The following is a 14,593-nucleotide window of genomic DNA, read 5'->3' as shown; positions in this document are numbered from 1 at the left end:
CGGGGAAGCGGGAAGGAGGAAGGCGCCTATGCGCAATCCCGCCGAAAACTTCAAGAATCGCGCCGAAACGGCCCGCGGGGCCGGCGGGGCCATCGACACGCTGTTCGAGCCGCAGGTACGGCAACTCGGCGGCGTGCTGGTCGACGCGGCCGCACACGAGCGGCAAGGACTCCTGTGGCTGATTGATCCGGCGATCGGCAAGGGCTTCTTCTGGTACTTTCCCATCGGCAACCGCCTAGCGGTGGGCGCGTTCGACTTTACGCTTCGCAAGGAGGGCGAATTCTTCTGCGACGCGGCCGATTGCTTCTACTTCGGCTCCTACAACCAGGGGATGCTCCCCTACTTGGGTATCGAGCCGACGCTGCCCGACCGCACCGTGGTAGGGCACGCCTGGAAGCATGCTCCCTACCATCAACGGGTGCAGGGTGGTGTGAGGTTGGGAGAGACGTTCGTCATGCTCTTGCCCGAGGCGCTGCGCGACGTCAGCCTGCGGCTGCACTGCGACCCCGTGGTGCTGAGCGCGGCTATCACCGCACTCGACGGCACGTCCTGCCCCGCCAGGTTGCCCTCCCTGCTCGACGACATGCGGCAAGCCCGACCGAGCGCCGTCGTGGCGGAGGCGTTTTACGAGAGCAAAGTAGTGGAAGCGTGCGCGCTCATCGTGGACTGGCGGCTTGCATGCGGCCGCGCGCCCATCGCGCTCTCGGCAGACGATGTCGCCGCAGTGGCGGTTGCCCAGCATCTCATCCAACAAGACCTCGCGCGCCCCGTCACCACCGAGGAGCTCTGCCGCGCGACTTGCGTGGGAACGAGCAAGCTCATCGAGTTGTTCAGGTTATCCTGCGGCATGACGCCGCAGGAGTATGCGCGCGATGTGCGCATACATCACGCCTGCGAGCTGCTCGAGACCACCGACCTGTCTCTGGCCGAAATCGCCGCTCGCGTGGGTTATTCCCGTCAGAGCAGCTTCTCCGAAGCGTTTCGTGCCCGATGTGGCCTCCCGCCACGAGAGTGGCGTGCGAGCGCTCGAGCCCTCCGTCGGTGAGATTTCTGCAGGCTCTCTCCTTGCATTTTATACTATCAGTGATAGTATTTCCCTTGCCTACGAAAACCGAAGGGACCCAGAAAAATGGCCAGCCACTCGATCGAGATCATGATCCTGGGCGCACTCATCGAACGGCCGATGAGCGCGTACGAGATGGACAAGACGTTGGAAGAACGCAACGTCCGCCGCTGGATACGCATCAGCTCGCCGTCGGTGTATCGCAACGTCATCCGCCTGTGCGACGAAGGCTACGCCGACGGCACCGTCGTCAAGGAGGGCGAGATGCCCGAGAAGACGGTGTACACCATCACGGACAAGGGGCGCGAGCGCTTCGCCAAGCTCATGGACGAGGCCGCCGCGCTGCCCGCGCGCGTGGACTTCGGCTTCCTGCCCGTCTTGGCGAACATCAGCCTCGTAGACCAGAAGACCGGCCGCGCCCTCATCGACGAGCTCATCGAGACGCACCGAAGCACGGCGGAGCGCGTGGACGCGCTCATACCCGCATACGAACGCCTCGAGGCGCGAGCGACGATGGAGCTGTGCGCCGACACGTACCGCCTGGTCGCGAAGCACCTCGAGCAGTTCGAGAAGGATCTGTACGGCGAGGCTTGACATGCAAAACGCGAACGAATGTTTCACGTGAAACATATACGGCACACTCTTCTGCGACATATTTGACCGTTTGTTGCGCCTGCGAATCCCTTATCGATCCAACAGTCTTTTTCGCAGGCGCAACAAGAGGGACGGAGGGCCTGTGAAGAGCTGGGGGACGAGCGAGATTCGGACGAAAAAGGAGATCGAACCGAAGAGGTCGGATCGGAAAACCCAGTTGAGGAAATCGAGCGACAGGGAGAAGGAGGAAGGGATGGCAAACGGAACGCAGGCAGAATGCCGATGATGCGCGGCGCAAGCAGGGCGCCGAATCTGCAATGAGCATAAAACCGGGTCGACCGGTTTCTTTTTTAAGCACTAACTATCATTGATAGTAGTATTGTAGATAGGAGAAATCATGGACGTGCAAGACCTGAGGGAACAGACGCTCGGCGCGGGAGCGCGCGCATCGGCCGCAACCGCGCGCAAGAGGGCGCTCGAGGGCGCGGCGACCGGTGCAGCGCGACGCAACGGGCGGGCGCAGGCGGAGAGCAAGCCCTTCCCTACCGCCGCCGTGCTGGGAGGACTGGCGCTGAGCCTGTTCATGGCAGCGCTCGATGCCACCATCGTGAGCACTGCCATGCCGAAGATCGCCGCCGGCCTGGGCAGCTTCGACCACTATACTTGGCCGTTCACCTCGTACCTGCTCACCTGCACGCTGGCGACGCTCTTGTGCGGCGCATGCGCGACGCGCTTCGGCCACAAGCGGGTGTTCGCCTGCGGCATCAGCGTGTTCGCCGTCGCATCGGCTGGTTGCGCGCTTTCGAACAGCCTCGACGTGCTCACGGCATGGCGCGCCGTGCAGGGCGTGGGAGGCGGGCTCGTGGAGGCCGGCGTGTTCATCGCCATGGCCGAGCTGTTCGAGCCGCGCGTGCGCGGGAAGTACATGGGCATCCTCTCGTCCATGTACGGCCTGGCCTCCATCGCAGGGCCGCTGGCCGGCGGGCTGATCGCCGACACGGTTGGCTGGCACTGGATATTCCTCGTCAACCTGCCATTGAGCATCGTGGCGCTCGTGCTGGTGGTGCGGTTCCTTCCCGGGAAGCAAGCCCATGCGGAGCGGTCGTTCGACCTGCCCGGCGCCGTGTGCGCAGCCGCCGCCATCGTGCCGCTCACGCTTGCGTTCAGCTTGACCGGCAGCGCCTTCTCCTGGTTCTCCGGACCGTTCTTCGGGCTTCTCGCGACGGCCGTCGTCATGATCGCGGTGCTCGTGCTGGTCGAACGACGCCGCGATCACGCCATCGTGCCGGTTCGGCTCTTCCGCCGCACGCAAGTGAACGGGGCGGTGGCGATGGGGTTCTGCTCGCAGTTCGCCCTGCTGGTCGGCGTGATGTTCGTGCCGCGGTTCGTGCAGGAAGGGCTGGGGCTCTCGTCGACCGCCTCGGCGCTGGCCACCATCCCCATGACGCTGGCGCTCGTGGTGGGCAGCACGTTGGCGGGGCGGGTGTTCGGCAGGAACGGGAGAATGCGCGCTATCAGCCGTATCGGGTTTCTCGTGCTGGGCATCGGAGCGCTGCTGCTGTGCCTGGTGAACTCCGAGACCGGAATGGTGCAGCTCGCGTGCTCGTCGGCGATGCTGGGATTCGGCATCGGCGTGAACATGCCCATGTCCAACATCGCCGCCCAAACCGCCGTGGAGCCGCGCGACATGGGCAAGGTCACCTCCCTCGCGCTGTTCTTCCGCGGGCTGGGCGGCACCGTGGGATCGGCGGCATGCGGCGCGGTTGCCGGCGCATCGTATCCGAGCGCGGCGCTGCCCGTATTCGCGCTTTGCGTCGGCGCGGGCATCGCCGGGCTCGTGCTGTCGGGCACGCTTCCGCGGCTCATCGAGCGTCGCAGGTAGAGGGCGAGGCGACGGGCACGCGTTAGTCGGCGGCCCGCTCGAGCAGCTCGCGCGCATGGGCGAGCGACGTCTCCGTGGCGTCGCCCGACAGCATGCGCGCGATCTCGGCGGGTCGCTCGGCGCTGTCCAGCTGGCGCAGATCGGTCTCGGGCATGGCGCCCTCGTCCCCCGCCGCTTTCTGCACCACGTAGTGAGCTTGGCCGCGGACGGCCACCTGCGCGAGGTGCGTGACGACGATCACTTGGTGCGTGCGCGCAAGGTCGGCGAGCACGTCGGCCAAAGCCACGGCGGTCGAGCCGCCCACACCTGCGTCCACCTCGTCGAACACGAGCGTATCCACCTCGTCCGCCTCGCCGAGCACCACCTTCACCGCCAGCATGACGCGGCTGACCTCGCCTCCCGACGCGATGCGTGCGAGCGGGCGCGCCTGCATCCCGGCGCCCGGGCGGAACAGGAACTCCACCGCTTGCGGCCCCACCTTCGTCCATTGAGCGCGCTCGAGCGGCGCGAGGTCGCACACGAGCTGCGCGCCGCCCATTTCCAGGCGGCCCATCTGCGCGCACACGGCCTCGGCGAACCGCGGCGCGGCCTCGGCGCGCGCCTCGGACAGCGCTGCCGCCGCCTGCGCAAGCGTCTCCTCGGCGCGATCGAGCCCCTGCTGCGCCGCGCGTTCGCGCTCGGCGGCGTCGTCCACGAGCGACACGAGGTCGGCTGCCTCGGCGCGACGCGCGAGCACGTCCTCCATGCGCGGGCCGTACATGCGCAAAAGCCCCTGCAGCGAGGCCATGCGCTCCTGCTGCTGAGCCAATACCTCGGGATCGAACTCCACGCCCTCGCGGTAGTCGCGCGTCTCGCGCGCCATGTCCTCCAAAACGTAGCCCGCCTCACGCAGCGCGTCGGCGAACTCGCCGAGCCTCGCATCGAAGCGAGCTGCACCGTCGAGCGCCGAGATGGCGCTGCCCAGCGCGTCGATGGCCCCTTGCTCGCCCGCAAGCGCCTCGTGCGCCGTATTCGCGGACACGGCCAGCGTCTCGGCGTGCTCGACGTGCGCGAGCTCCTCGAGCAGCTCGTCGTATTCGCCTTCGCGCGGATCCACCGCGTCGATGCGCTGCAGCACGAAGCGCGCCTCGTCGAGCTTGGCCGACGAGGCCTCGCCCGCCTCGCGCACGCGCGCCAGCTCGGCCGCAGCCGCATTCGCCGTCGCGAACGCTTCCTCGTACGCAGCGTGCGCCTGCGCCACCGCTTCGCCCGCCCAAGCGTCGAGCATGCGCACATGCTGGGAGGTCTTCATGAGCTGCTGATGCTCGTGCTGGCCGCACAGGTCGATGGTGGGAGCCACGGCGCGGGCAAGTTCGCCGACGCTGGCCATGCGGCCGTCGATGGATACGCGCGAGCGGCCGTCCGCCGTCACGCGGCGGGTGGCCACGAGTTCGCGGAGGTCATCGAAGTCGCCCGCAGCCAGGGCAGCATCGGCTTCGGTGCCGTCGGCGGAGGCGATGCCGTAGAACCGCCCCGACACGGCGAGGGACTCTTCGCCGTCGCGGACGGCGTCCTTGTCGGCGCGCGCGCCCATGAGCAGCTTCAACGCCGAGAGCAGCGCCGTCTTGCCCGCGCCCGTCTCGCCCGTGAGCACGGTCAGCCCGCGCGCCGGCACGAGCGTCGCCTCGCGGATCAACGCGAGGTTCTCAACCTGGATCTCATCGATCATCGCGCACCTCTTCACACCTTCGATCGTTCTGGAACCATCAAGTATACCAGCGCCGAAGAGCCGCTCTGAAGCAGAATCCCCCGGTCCGCAAACCCATCGCGGTTCCCACGCCGCTTCCATGCAGCTCTCGCGTGGACCACACACAGCCCTCGCATTGATCTCACGCGGTTCACGCGCCGCCCTCGCACGGTGCTCAAGCGGTTCTCGCGCTGCTGTCGAAGGAGAGCGGCCACCCTACAGGGCGAAGCGATCCTTCACGCTCGCCGGCTTGGTCTGGGCGCGGTGCTGCTCCATGAGGTAGAGCACGCAGTCGGTGCGGTTGCAGGCGCGCAAAAGCTCGATCTGCCGGTCGAACGTGCGCTCGTCGACGAAACCGTCCCGCACAAGCGCCTCCACCATCGCCCGGTCGCCCTCCTGCGCCACGCGCTCCTGAGCCTCACGCTCGTGATCTCGCAGATACGCCACGAGCGCCGTGCGCGTCGCGTCCTCCAAGCGGTACGGCACGGTCAGCCGATGCAGCACCGCGCCCAGCTTGTCCGGCAGGTTCTTTCCCGAGCGCAACTGCTCGTCGTAGCGGCCGTAGTCGAACGGCACGCCGTCCGCCGCGTCCGTCAGAAAGCACGTGAGCAGCTGGTCGGCCGATACGTGCACGATCGTCCCCGTGTGCTCGAGGCGGCACACCGCGTACTCGAAGCTGCCCTCGCCGATGGAGCGCACGCTGGTCGGAACGGACACGGGCCCCTCGAGGATGCGCGAGCAGAAGCAGTGCGCGCCGATGACCTCGAGGCCCTCGGGAAGCGCGAGCCGCTTCGCGTTGCGGCATGCGTTGTCGCGCTCGACGACGCGCACGGTGTCGGCCACCACGAGCGATGCGGGAACGTACGGCAGCGCGCGCACGCCCACGCGCACGAGCGGCCGGCCCTCCACCGCGCGCGGCAGCACGAGCACGTCTTCCGGCGCGACCGAATGCGCGGCCGAATGCGCCACCTGCCCCGGCGACGGCGCCTGCTCCACCGCGCTCTGCCCGCGCAAGGTCGCCGCGCGCACGGCTGCCGCCGCTGCGAACCGCTTCGACACCGAGGTGGGCGCGGGCGGCCCGGCCACCAGCACCGCCCCCGCGCCGTCGAAGTCGTACCAGCACCCGTCGAGCTCCACCGCCTGCAGACCCGCCAGCCGCACGCCGCGCGCCGCGAGCGGGCGGTGCGCCGGCGCCTCGGGCGGGCACAGCCACACGGCATCGTCCCAGCCCTTCGCGTCCACGCGCGCGAGCGTCGCCGGGCACGACACTACCGAAGGGGGCTCGCATCCGGCGGCGAACGCCGCCGCGCCGATGCACTCCACGCCCTTCGGCAATTCAATGCGCTCGTCGTACGGCGAGGCCAGGAACAAGAGCGTCGCCCCACCATCGGCGAACAGGTTGCCGTCGCGCGAGCTGAACCGCTCGTTGCGCACGTCGACGGAATACTCGCGCCGCTTGAGGCGCGGCGACACGCCAGCGAGGTCGCACGGCTGCTCGCCCAGAATGCGCACGCCCGCGCCCACGTGTATATGCTGCACCGACAGCGCCAGAAACGCGTTCGCGCCGATGCGCTCCACCGTATCGGGAATCGCGAGCAAACGCACCCCCACACCCTGCACAAAACGACGAGCGAACGCCTCGGCCGCGATGCGCACCACCGGCACGCCGCCGAGGTACGCGGGAAGGTTCACCACGAGGCACTCGCTGCGCCCGACGGCCGACGCGAAACGCCGCAGGTCTACCGCGACGATGGCGTAACCGTCCTCGTCGCGACGCACGCGCAGCGCCCCGCGCAGGTCGACGGCCTCCAGCCGCGCGTCCTGCGCACGAGCCGCGTCCCCTCGCCGCTCCCGCTCGGTGGCCTGGGCGAGCAGCGCTTCGCGCTCCTCATCCGAAAGCCCCATGCCCAACGATCCCACCACCAGCAGGTCGCCGTCAGCACCCTTCTCACCGCCCTGCGCCGCCCACGCCCGGTACGGCGGCAGCTGCGGAGACCACACCTCGCCATCGATCGCGCGCGCTGCGTCCACCACGTCGACCTCGGAGGGCGCCAACGCCAGCTCATTTTCGTGCACTTGCACAATTAGTTCGTCGATAGGGGTTTCTATATCGTAGAACACCAGATCATCCGTAGGCATAGTTTCGTGCTACCTCCCAAAACTTATCGCTACGCTGCGTGTTTACCGCCCGCTTTTCCCATGCTACACTGCGCGTGGCAGCGATGGCAAGCGTTAAGCCGACGCGCGCCGCGCGCACATGCAACGAGCATGCCGCTCGCCGCAGCATGCAACGCCGTCGAAGGAGGCCCCATGGCGTCCGATGCCGCAGGTCCGCTTGCCCGCCAAGCCCTCGACCTCGCGAAAAACGCACTGCTCGTGAACCTGCGCTTCATGAACGCCGCGTTCGCGCGCCTGCATCCCTTCCCCGTCGCGGGCTCCACGCTCGCCACCGACGGCGCGCACCTCCGCTACGATCCCGCCTCGCTCGCACGCCTTTACGCTGCCGAGCCGACCGAGCTCACCCGCGCCTACCTTCACATCGTGCTGCACAACGTGTTCCTCCACCTCTATCCCGGGCCGCATGTCGACGCGGCGCGCTGGGACGCGGCCTGCGACATCGTCGCGGAGCGCACCATCGCCGAGCTCGACCTGCCCGCCACCCGCACCGCGCGCGCCACGCGACAGCAGGCCGCGCTCGCCCGCATCGACGCGGCATTGCCGTTGGCCACCGCCGAGACGGTGTACCGCTATTTGCAGGACGAGGGCCTGGACGCCTCCGAGCTGGCCGAGCTGCGCGCTCCCTTCTACGTGGACGACCACGATCCCTGGTACCGCCTGATGGCCGCCGAGGGCGAGGGCGACGTCTCCGAGGAGGGCCGGCGCGCCGAGGAGCAGGAGGACGGCTCGTCCACGGCGCCCGCGTCCGGGCCCGCCGAGAGCGGCACCGATGCCGAGCTGCCGCCGGACGCCGCCAGCGCCAAGCGCAGCCACGCCTCGCACCGCGGCATGGACCCGGACGACATAACGCAGAAGGAAGCGCCCGAGAACGCCAAGCCCTCCGTGGGCGAGCGGTTCGCCGACACCGTGAACCTCGACCGCTCGCGCGAACAATGGAAGAACGCCGCGCTCGAGATGGGCGTGCAGCTGGACGCCTACGCCAAGCTCTGGGGCGTCAAAGGCGCGAACCTCGCCATGAACCTGCGCGCCGTCACGCGCGAGAAGCAGGACTACCGCGAATTCCTGCGCAAGTTCGCCCGCATGGGCGAGCAGATCCGCGTGAACGACGACGAGTTCGACTACGTCTACTACTGTTACGGCTTGGAGCGCTACGGAAACCTGCCGCTCATCGAGCCGCTCGAGTACGTGGAGGAGAAGCGCATCCGCGACTTCGTCATCGCCATCGACACGTCGGCCTCAACGAAGGACGGCCTCGTGCGCCACTTCATCGAGAAGACGTATGCCATCCTCGAGCAGGAAACGAGCTTCTTCGCCGACATGAACGTGCTCATCATGCAGTGCGACGCCGCCATCACGGACGTCGCCCGCATCGCGAACCTGCGTGATCTGGACGACTACCTGGACGATCTCGAGATCAAGGGGCTGGGAGGCACCGACTTCCGCCCCGTGTTCGCCTACGTCGACGACGCCGTGGAGCGCGGCGACCTCACGAACCTGGGCGGCCTCATCTACTTCACCGACGGCCAGGGCACCTACCCGACCCGCAAGCCCGACTACGATACCGCGTTCGTCTTCGTCGACGACGCATCCGCCGCCGCCAGCCCGCACGTTCCCGCGTGGGCCATGAAGGTGGAGCTCGGCGAAACCGTCATCCTGAACGACTGAGGAACATGTCCCAAATGGGGACTGTCCCCATTTGGGACATTTTGGAAAGGAAGCACCGCATGGACATCCAGCAAGCCAAGCAGCAGATCAAAAACGCGATGGTCGCCTACTTCTCGAAGGACGAGTTCGGCACCTACCGCCTCCCCACCGAGCGACAGCGCCCCGTGTTCCTGCTGGGCGCGCCCGGCATCGGCAAGACGGCCATCATGGAGCAGATCGCGCAGGACCTCGACGTGGGGTTCGTGTCGTACTCGATGACGCACCACACGCGCCAAAGCGCGCTCGGCCTGCCCTTCATCGCGAAGAAGACCTACGACGGCGTGGAGTACGACGTGTCCGAGTACACGATGAGCGAGATCATCGCCGCCGTGTACGATTCCATGGAGGCCACCGGCAAGCGCGAGGGCATCCTGTTCCTCGACGAGATCAACTGCGTGTCGGAAACGCTGACGCCTGCGATGCTGCAGTTCTTGCAGTACAAGATCTTCGGACGCCATCGCGTGCCGGACGGCTGGATCGTGGTGACGGCCGGTAACCCGCCCGAGTACAACCGCACGGCGCACGATTTCGACATCGCCACATGGGACCGCCTCAAGCGCATCGACGTGGAGCCCGACTTCGCCGCCTGGCGCGACTTCGCCGTGGAGACGGGTGTGCATCCCGCCGTGCTCACCTACCTCGACATCGAACGCGACCACTTCTACCGCGTGGAGACCACCGTGGACGGCAAGTCGTTCGTCACCGCGCGCGGCTGGGACGACCTGTCGGCCATGATGAAGCTGTATGAGGAACGGGGCATCCCCGTTGACGAGTTGTTGATCGGCCAATACGTGCAGAACGCCGAAATCGCGAAGCGCTTCAGCGTGTACTACGACCTGTTCACGAAGTACCGCGCCGACTACCAGATCGACCGCATCCTGGCCGGCGAGGCCGAGCCGGGCGTGCTCGACCGCGCCCGCGAGGCTGCCTTCGACGAGCGCGTCTCACTCATGGGCCTCATCACCGACGCCCTCGGCGGCCGCCTACGCGACGCCGTGCTGGAGGAACGCGCCGTGGAGTTCATGCACGGCAGGCTTGCCGCGCTGCGCGATGCGCTCGAAAGCGACGACGCGAACGCGCTGCCCCCGCTGCGCGAGGAAGCCGCCTCGCTGCAAGCGCGGCTGGCCACCGAGCGCAAGGCGGGGCTGCTGTCGGACGAGAAGTACGTGGCGTACGAGCGCACGCTCGCGCTGGTCGATCGCGCGCTGCGCTGCGACGCGGCGGGCGGCGGCGTGCCGTTCTCGCGCGTCAAGGAGCTGTTCGCCGAGCAGGTCGACGCGCTCGACGCGCGCATCGCAGACACTTCGAGCGCGCTCGACAGCGCTTTCCGGTTCGTCGAGGACGCGTTCGGCGGCGGCCAGGAGATGCTGCTGCTCGTCACCGACCTGTCCGTCAACCGCTACGGCATGTCCTTCATCAACGACCACGGCTGCGAGCGCTACTTCGCCCACAACGAGGACCTGCTGTTCTACGAGCGCGGCTCCGACCTGATCGACCGCATCAACCGTTTGGATTTGACGGAAGACGAGTAGCCTGCGTCCGCGCCCCGCCGCCGCGAACGGCGGAGGGACGCGGACCTTTTACGCGCAGTAGGCTCGGATGGCGTCGCGGAGGAATTCGGCGGCGCCGGGAGCGACAACTTCGTAGTAGGCCCTGAAGCGGTCGTCGGCCACGTACATTTCAGCGATACCCCGGTGCGCGGCCTTGGAGTACGTGCCGTCTTTCCAGAAGGCGCACAGCCACTGGCGGTGCAGGTCGGCCGCACGGAGCGCATCCTCGCCCGCCGGATCACCCGCCTCTATCGCCGCCTGCAGCGCATCCTTGACGCCCTGCTCCAGCTCCTGCGTTCGACGGTACTGCTCGACGCTCATGCCCATGAGCTTCGCGTTGCTCGCGTCGGCGGCGTCGTCGCCCCAACGCTCGCGCACCTCTTCGCCGTACCGGCGCTCGTTCTCGTCGACGAGGCCCTGCTTGAAAGCCTCGAATTTTTCCTGGTCTTCCATACTGGTTGAACCTTCCATACAGGCGAGCGTTTTCTCCACGCTCGCAATCAATCCGTCGAGGCGCTCCTTGCGCGCATGCAGCTCGCGCAGATGGCCGGCCAGCGCATCGCGCGCGTCGAACGCAGGGTCGTCCAGCAGTCGCCCGATGTCGGCCAGCGGCATATCGCATTCGCGATACAGCAGCACCTGCTGCAGCCGGTCAACCTCGGCGGGCCCGTAGCGACGGTATCCGTTCGCCGCGCGCTGCGCGCGCACCAGCCCCAGCTCGTCATAGTGGTGCAACGTGCGCACCGTGCACCCCGACAACGCGGCCAGTTCGTGCACCGTGTAGCCGTGTTCCGCCTGCTCGCGTTCCATGAGCTGCCTCCTTCCTTCGATCGCGATCATATTCGCACCTTACACCCTTCCGTTACGTGAGGGTCAAGCGCTCGGAAAAAGATTTTTGCGTGCGGGTGGAATTCGCTACAATGCTCGTACCGTTGAATGAAGGAGGGCGGAGTGCAAAGCGTAGGTACCGGCGCATCGAACGTGCTTGCCGAATTCGGCCCCGAGCTGGCGGCCGTCCTTCGCACTGCACAGAATAACGAAAAGTACGCCCAATCCGTTCGCAAAGCCTGGGCGGACAATCCCGAGGCGGCCGAATATCTGCTCGCCCATACGAACATCATGTTCTTCGAAAAAGACCAAGCACCCCGAAAAGGCCCTGGCAGCGACAAGGATCGATACAACCTGTGCGTGTACGTCGATGACTCACTCGCAAATTCCGAGTTGAACGCGCGCCGGGAGTTGCTGGTTTTGATGCTCGCCCAGGAAGGCATCCATTTTCAAAGTCTGGTCATCCGCTTCGCAACCAAGGATGCCAAAGAACGCCATCTCTTTCCAGAACTCGTTGAAAAGCTGCACTCGCATGCACGAAGCAACCGGAAGGAGATGCCTGCGCAGCGTGAGGCGACCAGTGACGAGGACATCGCTGCGCTTGCCAACAGGATCGACGATCCTCGCATCTCCGAGCGATTCAAAACCGCCATGACGGTGACCTCGGGCGATCCGTCGTCGCAGCCCGACCCTTCGAACAGCTGGATCGGGCGAGAGGGCACGGATTACCAGATCAAAGACGAGTCCAGACTGTTGGAAATTCTCAAGCGCGCGTTCTGCCAGGCGTTCGAGGATTACGAGCAGGCATGGGCCGTACTCGAACGAGTGGAAGGAGCCTCGCTCGACGAGATCTCGTTCAGCAAAACCGCCCGCAGCGGGACGGCCCGCTATCGCTGCCATCTCTATTCGAGCGATCCGAAAGAGCTACGCGAAATCGTAACGGCATACGGAGGAACCATCGCCTCCCGCGCCAGAACGCTTGGACTGACTTTGTCGGGAATCAGCGTCCACGACAGCCCCGAACCGATCAGAGGCATGCATGCATTCCCGAAGAGCGGCCACCCGCTGCCGATGCGCGCCTACAAGCTTGCACAGATCGAACGCCTGCTCTAGCCGCAGGGAGAAGGCGCTCCGGCTCTCGTCGGCCATCGCCTTTCTCACAAAACGGACGCCAATCGGCGGAGCGGCAGAACGAGCGAACCGCGGCGCTGCGCGCGTCTTTTCGGACGCTACCTCCCCATCCGCAGCTTGAGCGCATCTTTCGGACATGCATCAGCGCAGGCGGCGCACTGGATGCATTCGGCGTCGCCGATCGTCCCCGCTTGCAGCAGACACTCCACCGGCAAGCTCATCGGACAGGCAAGTTCGCACTTCCCGCAGCCGACACAACGATCCGGTTCGGTCTCGATTCTCAGCTGAGGCAGATGCAGCGCTGCACCCAGCTTCTCTCCCAAAACCATGAACGGCGCCATCCAGCAGATGCAATGACACATGGCTCGTCGTCCCAGAAACAAATTGGGCACGAAAAAGAGCGTCACGATGCCAAAATAGATAGGCAGACCGAGCGGGCTGTTCATCGACACGCCGCCCGGTATGCCGGCCAACGGGTCGACCATCGTGAACCCGCCCGCTATCCAGGCGCACGCGACGATAGAGCATACCCATGGGACCCAGATGACATACTTGATGCACGTACGCCACCCGAGGTTCGCCCGCTTGCTCACCGCATCGGCCTCAAATTCTTGCAGCGCGCCCGCCGCACACGCCCAGCCGCACCATGCCCGGCGCACGACCAAAGCCAGCAGAAATTGGATCGTGAACACGAGTGCGCTCGCCACCACGACGCCTTCGAGCGCCCCTTCGATGATGAGAACCGGCGAGAAATAGAAAATGGTTATCGGGAACAGCAGAAACGATACGAGCAACGCGAGGCGCCGCACGCGCTGACGTTTTCTGCCCCTCTCGCGACGCTCGCGCACCGTCTCCCGCGTCGTTGCTTCCTCGCGCCTCATGCGGAATACCCGTTCCGGACCATCAGATGGTTCGCCCTGGGCTTCTTTTTCGAAGCCGGCACTTGGTTCTTCGGCCATCGTCCTCACCTCACCGACGCAAGCAGGCCATGAAACGCCTCGTCCATGCGCTCGCACAGCTCGTCATCGTCGAATTCGGCCCCTGTGGCCAGCATGGCAGCCATGCCATGCACATACACGATCATGTGCAGGTACAATTTCCGTGCCTCTTCGGGCGAAAGGCCGCCCAACTTTTCGACGCATCGTTGCACACCGTCGACAGCCACACTTTCGTATACGTCTTCGAAGCCTGTCGCCCCCATATGCGGCGACAGGTACAGGAAATGAAACAGCAACCGCTCCTCGCGCGCAAGTCGCAGATGCGAAAGTCCATGCGACTCGAAAGGGTTGCGCCCATCGCCCGCGTGCTCGCGATGAAACGTCTGTGCCCATGCGCGGGCGTGTTCGTAAAGCCGGCACATGAGTTCGCCCATGTTGCCGAACAGGCTGTAGATGGGTTGTACCGAGCATCCCGCCCGCTGCGCCACCGCCCGCGCGCTCAGAGCTGCTTCGCCCTGCTCGCGTACGATGCCGAGCGCCGCGTCGAGCACCGCCTCCTTGGCAACCCGCTGCTCCCGCATACCGGTCCTCTCCTGTATAACACTCGTTATATTACAAGCGCACTATACAACGAGCAGATTGCCGAGACAAGCAGGGAGAGCCTTCGATGGGCGGAAGCGAACCTGCTTCTATGAAAGCGATAGGCACGCGCACGCGCCATCGCGACCGGCGCCTTATGTAAGTTTGTTCGCGTCCATGAACTCCTTGAGTTCGCGCTTGCGGGTGGAATCGAGCTCCTTCTTCGGAATACCTTGCACCGCTCCTTCGAGGCCATACAGCAGATGCAGGCATGCGCCAGGATCGATGGTCTGCACCTTCAGCCAGGCCCGTTCGGCACCGAGCGCCAGCAGATCCTCGGACGTTTCGATTCCCACCCGGACAAGCTGTTCGGCCGCGTAAGGGCCGATGTTAGGAAGATCGGTCAAGTTCGCCATGAAA

12 protein-coding genes are annotated in these 14,593 nt (G+C 66.0%); 6 read left to right on the top strand and 6 right to left on the bottom strand.

Annotated features, from left to right (window positions below; translation table 11 throughout):
• The first annotated feature begins 28 nt into the window (after nucleotides 1-28).
• The 3 genes from ABGT83_RS13310 to ABGT83_RS13300 all read left to right on the top strand — a co-directional run bounded on the left by ABGT83_RS13310 (nucleotide 29) and on the right by ABGT83_RS13300 (nucleotide 3,539).
• A complete protein-coding gene (locus ABGT83_RS13310; RefSeq protein ID WP_157938915.1) occupies nucleotides 29-1,045 on the top strand; it encodes an AraC family transcriptional regulator in 1,017 nt (338 codons plus the stop codon).
• Between the two features lie 84 nt (nucleotides 1,046-1,129).
• The gene (locus ABGT83_RS13305) at nucleotides 1,130-1,657 is read left to right on the top strand and encodes a PadR family transcriptional regulator (RefSeq protein WP_346688007.1); all 528 of its coding nucleotides are present in this window, start codon (nucleotides 1,130-1,132) and stop codon (nucleotides 1,655-1,657) included.
• A 397-nt stretch (nucleotides 1,658-2,054) separates the two neighbouring features.
• A complete protein-coding gene (locus ABGT83_RS13300) occupies nucleotides 2,055-3,539 on the top strand; it encodes an MFS transporter (protein ID WP_346688006.1) in 1,485 nt (494 codons plus the stop codon).
• 22 nt (nucleotides 3,540-3,561) lie between these two features.
• Here ABGT83_RS13300 and recN read toward each other — a convergent pair whose 3' ends face one another.
• Both recN and ABGT83_RS13290 read right to left on the bottom strand, forming a co-directional pair.
• Nucleotides 3,562-5,247, bottom strand: a complete 1,686-nt coding sequence (recN, locus tag ABGT83_RS13295; RefSeq protein WP_346688005.1) for a DNA repair protein RecN — start codon at nucleotides 5,245-5,247, stop codon at nucleotides 3,562-3,564.
• Nucleotides 5,248-5,481: 234 nt separating this feature from the next.
• A complete protein-coding gene (locus ABGT83_RS13290) occupies nucleotides 5,482-7,404 on the bottom strand; it encodes a leucine-rich repeat protein (protein WP_346688004.1) in 1,923 nt (640 codons plus the stop codon).
• A gap of 171 nt (nucleotides 7,405-7,575) precedes the next feature.
• On the opposite strand from ABGT83_RS13290, the gene ABGT83_RS13285 reads away from it, so the two are divergent.
• Both ABGT83_RS13285 and ABGT83_RS13280 read left to right on the top strand, forming a co-directional pair.
• On the top strand, nucleotides 7,576-9,108 hold the full coding sequence (locus ABGT83_RS13285) for a vWA domain-containing protein (protein WP_103264026.1): 1,533 nt from the start codon (nucleotides 7,576-7,578) through the stop codon (nucleotides 9,106-9,108).
• A 59-nt stretch (nucleotides 9,109-9,167) separates the two neighbouring features.
• A complete protein-coding gene (locus ABGT83_RS13280) occupies nucleotides 9,168-10,679 on the top strand; it encodes an AAA family ATPase (RefSeq protein ID WP_346688003.1) in 1,512 nt (503 codons plus the stop codon).
• A gap of 48 nt (nucleotides 10,680-10,727) precedes the next feature.
• Here ABGT83_RS13280 and ABGT83_RS13275 read toward each other — a convergent pair whose 3' ends face one another.
• Entirely contained in the window at nucleotides 10,728-11,537 is an 810-nt protein-coding gene (locus ABGT83_RS13275; protein ID WP_346688002.1) for a MerR family transcriptional regulator, read from the bottom strand.
• A gap of 141 nt (nucleotides 11,538-11,678) precedes the next feature.
• On the opposite strand from ABGT83_RS13275, the gene ABGT83_RS13270 reads away from it, so the two are divergent.
• A complete protein-coding gene (locus ABGT83_RS13270) occupies nucleotides 11,679-12,638 on the top strand; it encodes a hypothetical protein (protein ID WP_346688001.1) in 960 nt (319 codons plus the stop codon).
• Nucleotides 12,639-12,754: 116 nt separating this feature from the next.
• On the opposite strand, the gene ABGT83_RS13265 is transcribed toward ABGT83_RS13270, so the two are convergent.
• The 3 genes from ABGT83_RS13265 to ABGT83_RS13255 form a co-directional block, all read right to left on the bottom strand.
• Nucleotides 12,755-13,537, bottom strand: a complete 783-nt coding sequence (locus tag ABGT83_RS13265; RefSeq protein ID WP_103264022.1) for a 4Fe-4S binding protein — start codon at nucleotides 13,535-13,537, stop codon at nucleotides 12,755-12,757.
• An 83-nt stretch (nucleotides 13,538-13,620) separates the two neighbouring features.
• Nucleotides 13,621-14,175, bottom strand: a complete 555-nt coding sequence (locus ABGT83_RS13260) for a TetR/AcrR family transcriptional regulator (RefSeq protein ID WP_346688000.1) — start codon at nucleotides 14,173-14,175, stop codon at nucleotides 13,621-13,623.
• Nucleotides 14,176-14,328: 153 nt separating this feature from the next.
• Nucleotides 14,329-14,589, bottom strand: a complete 261-nt coding sequence (locus ABGT83_RS13255; protein WP_103264020.1) for a TfoX/Sxy family protein — start codon at nucleotides 14,587-14,589, stop codon at nucleotides 14,329-14,331.
• Nucleotides 14,590-14,593 lie beyond the last annotated feature (4 nt).

The sequence above is a fragment of the Enteroscipio rubneri genome (genome assembly GCF_963929405.1).
Taxonomy (GTDB): domain Bacteria; phylum Actinomycetota; class Coriobacteriia; order Coriobacteriales; family Eggerthellaceae; genus Enteroscipio; species Enteroscipio rubneri.
The sequence above is the reverse complement of the archived record's forward strand: the minus strand, read 5'-3'. Positions and strand labels throughout refer to the sequence as shown.

Coding starts and splice junctions, on each gene's coding strand:
- ABGT83_RS13255 (WP_103264020.1), bottom strand. CDS start 14,589: ATGGCGAACTTGACCGATCTTCCTAACATCGGCCCTTACGCGGCCGAA.
- recN (WP_346688005.1), bottom strand. CDS start 5,247: ATGATCGATGAGATCCAGGTTGAGAACCTCGCGTTGATCCGCGAGGCG.
- ABGT83_RS13310 (WP_157938915.1), top strand. CDS start 29: ATGCGCAATCCCGCCGAAAACTTCAAGAATCGCGCCGAAACGGCCCGC.
- ABGT83_RS13275 (WP_346688002.1), bottom strand. CDS start 11,537: ATGATCGCGATCGAAGGAAGGAGGCAGCTCATGGAACGCGAGCAGGCG.
- ABGT83_RS13305 (WP_346688007.1), top strand. CDS start 1,130: ATGGCCAGCCACTCGATCGAGATCATGATCCTGGGCGCACTCATCGAA.
- ABGT83_RS13290 (WP_346688004.1), bottom strand. CDS start 7,404: ATGCCTACGGATGATCTGGTGTTCTACGATATAGAAACCCCTATCGAC.
- ABGT83_RS13280 (WP_346688003.1), top strand. CDS start 9,168: ATGGACATCCAGCAAGCCAAGCAGCAGATCAAAAACGCGATGGTCGCC.
- ABGT83_RS13265 (WP_103264022.1), bottom strand. CDS start 13,537: ATGAGGCGCGAGGAAGCAACGACGCGGGAGACGGTGCGCGAGCGTCGC.
- ABGT83_RS13285 (WP_103264026.1), top strand. CDS start 7,576: ATGGCGTCCGATGCCGCAGGTCCGCTTGCCCGCCAAGCCCTCGACCTC.
- ABGT83_RS13300 (WP_346688006.1), top strand. CDS start 2,055: ATGGACGTGCAAGACCTGAGGGAACAGACGCTCGGCGCGGGAGCGCGC.
- ABGT83_RS13260 (WP_346688000.1), bottom strand. CDS start 14,175: ATGCGGGAGCAGCGGGTTGCCAAGGAGGCGGTGCTCGACGCGGCGCTC.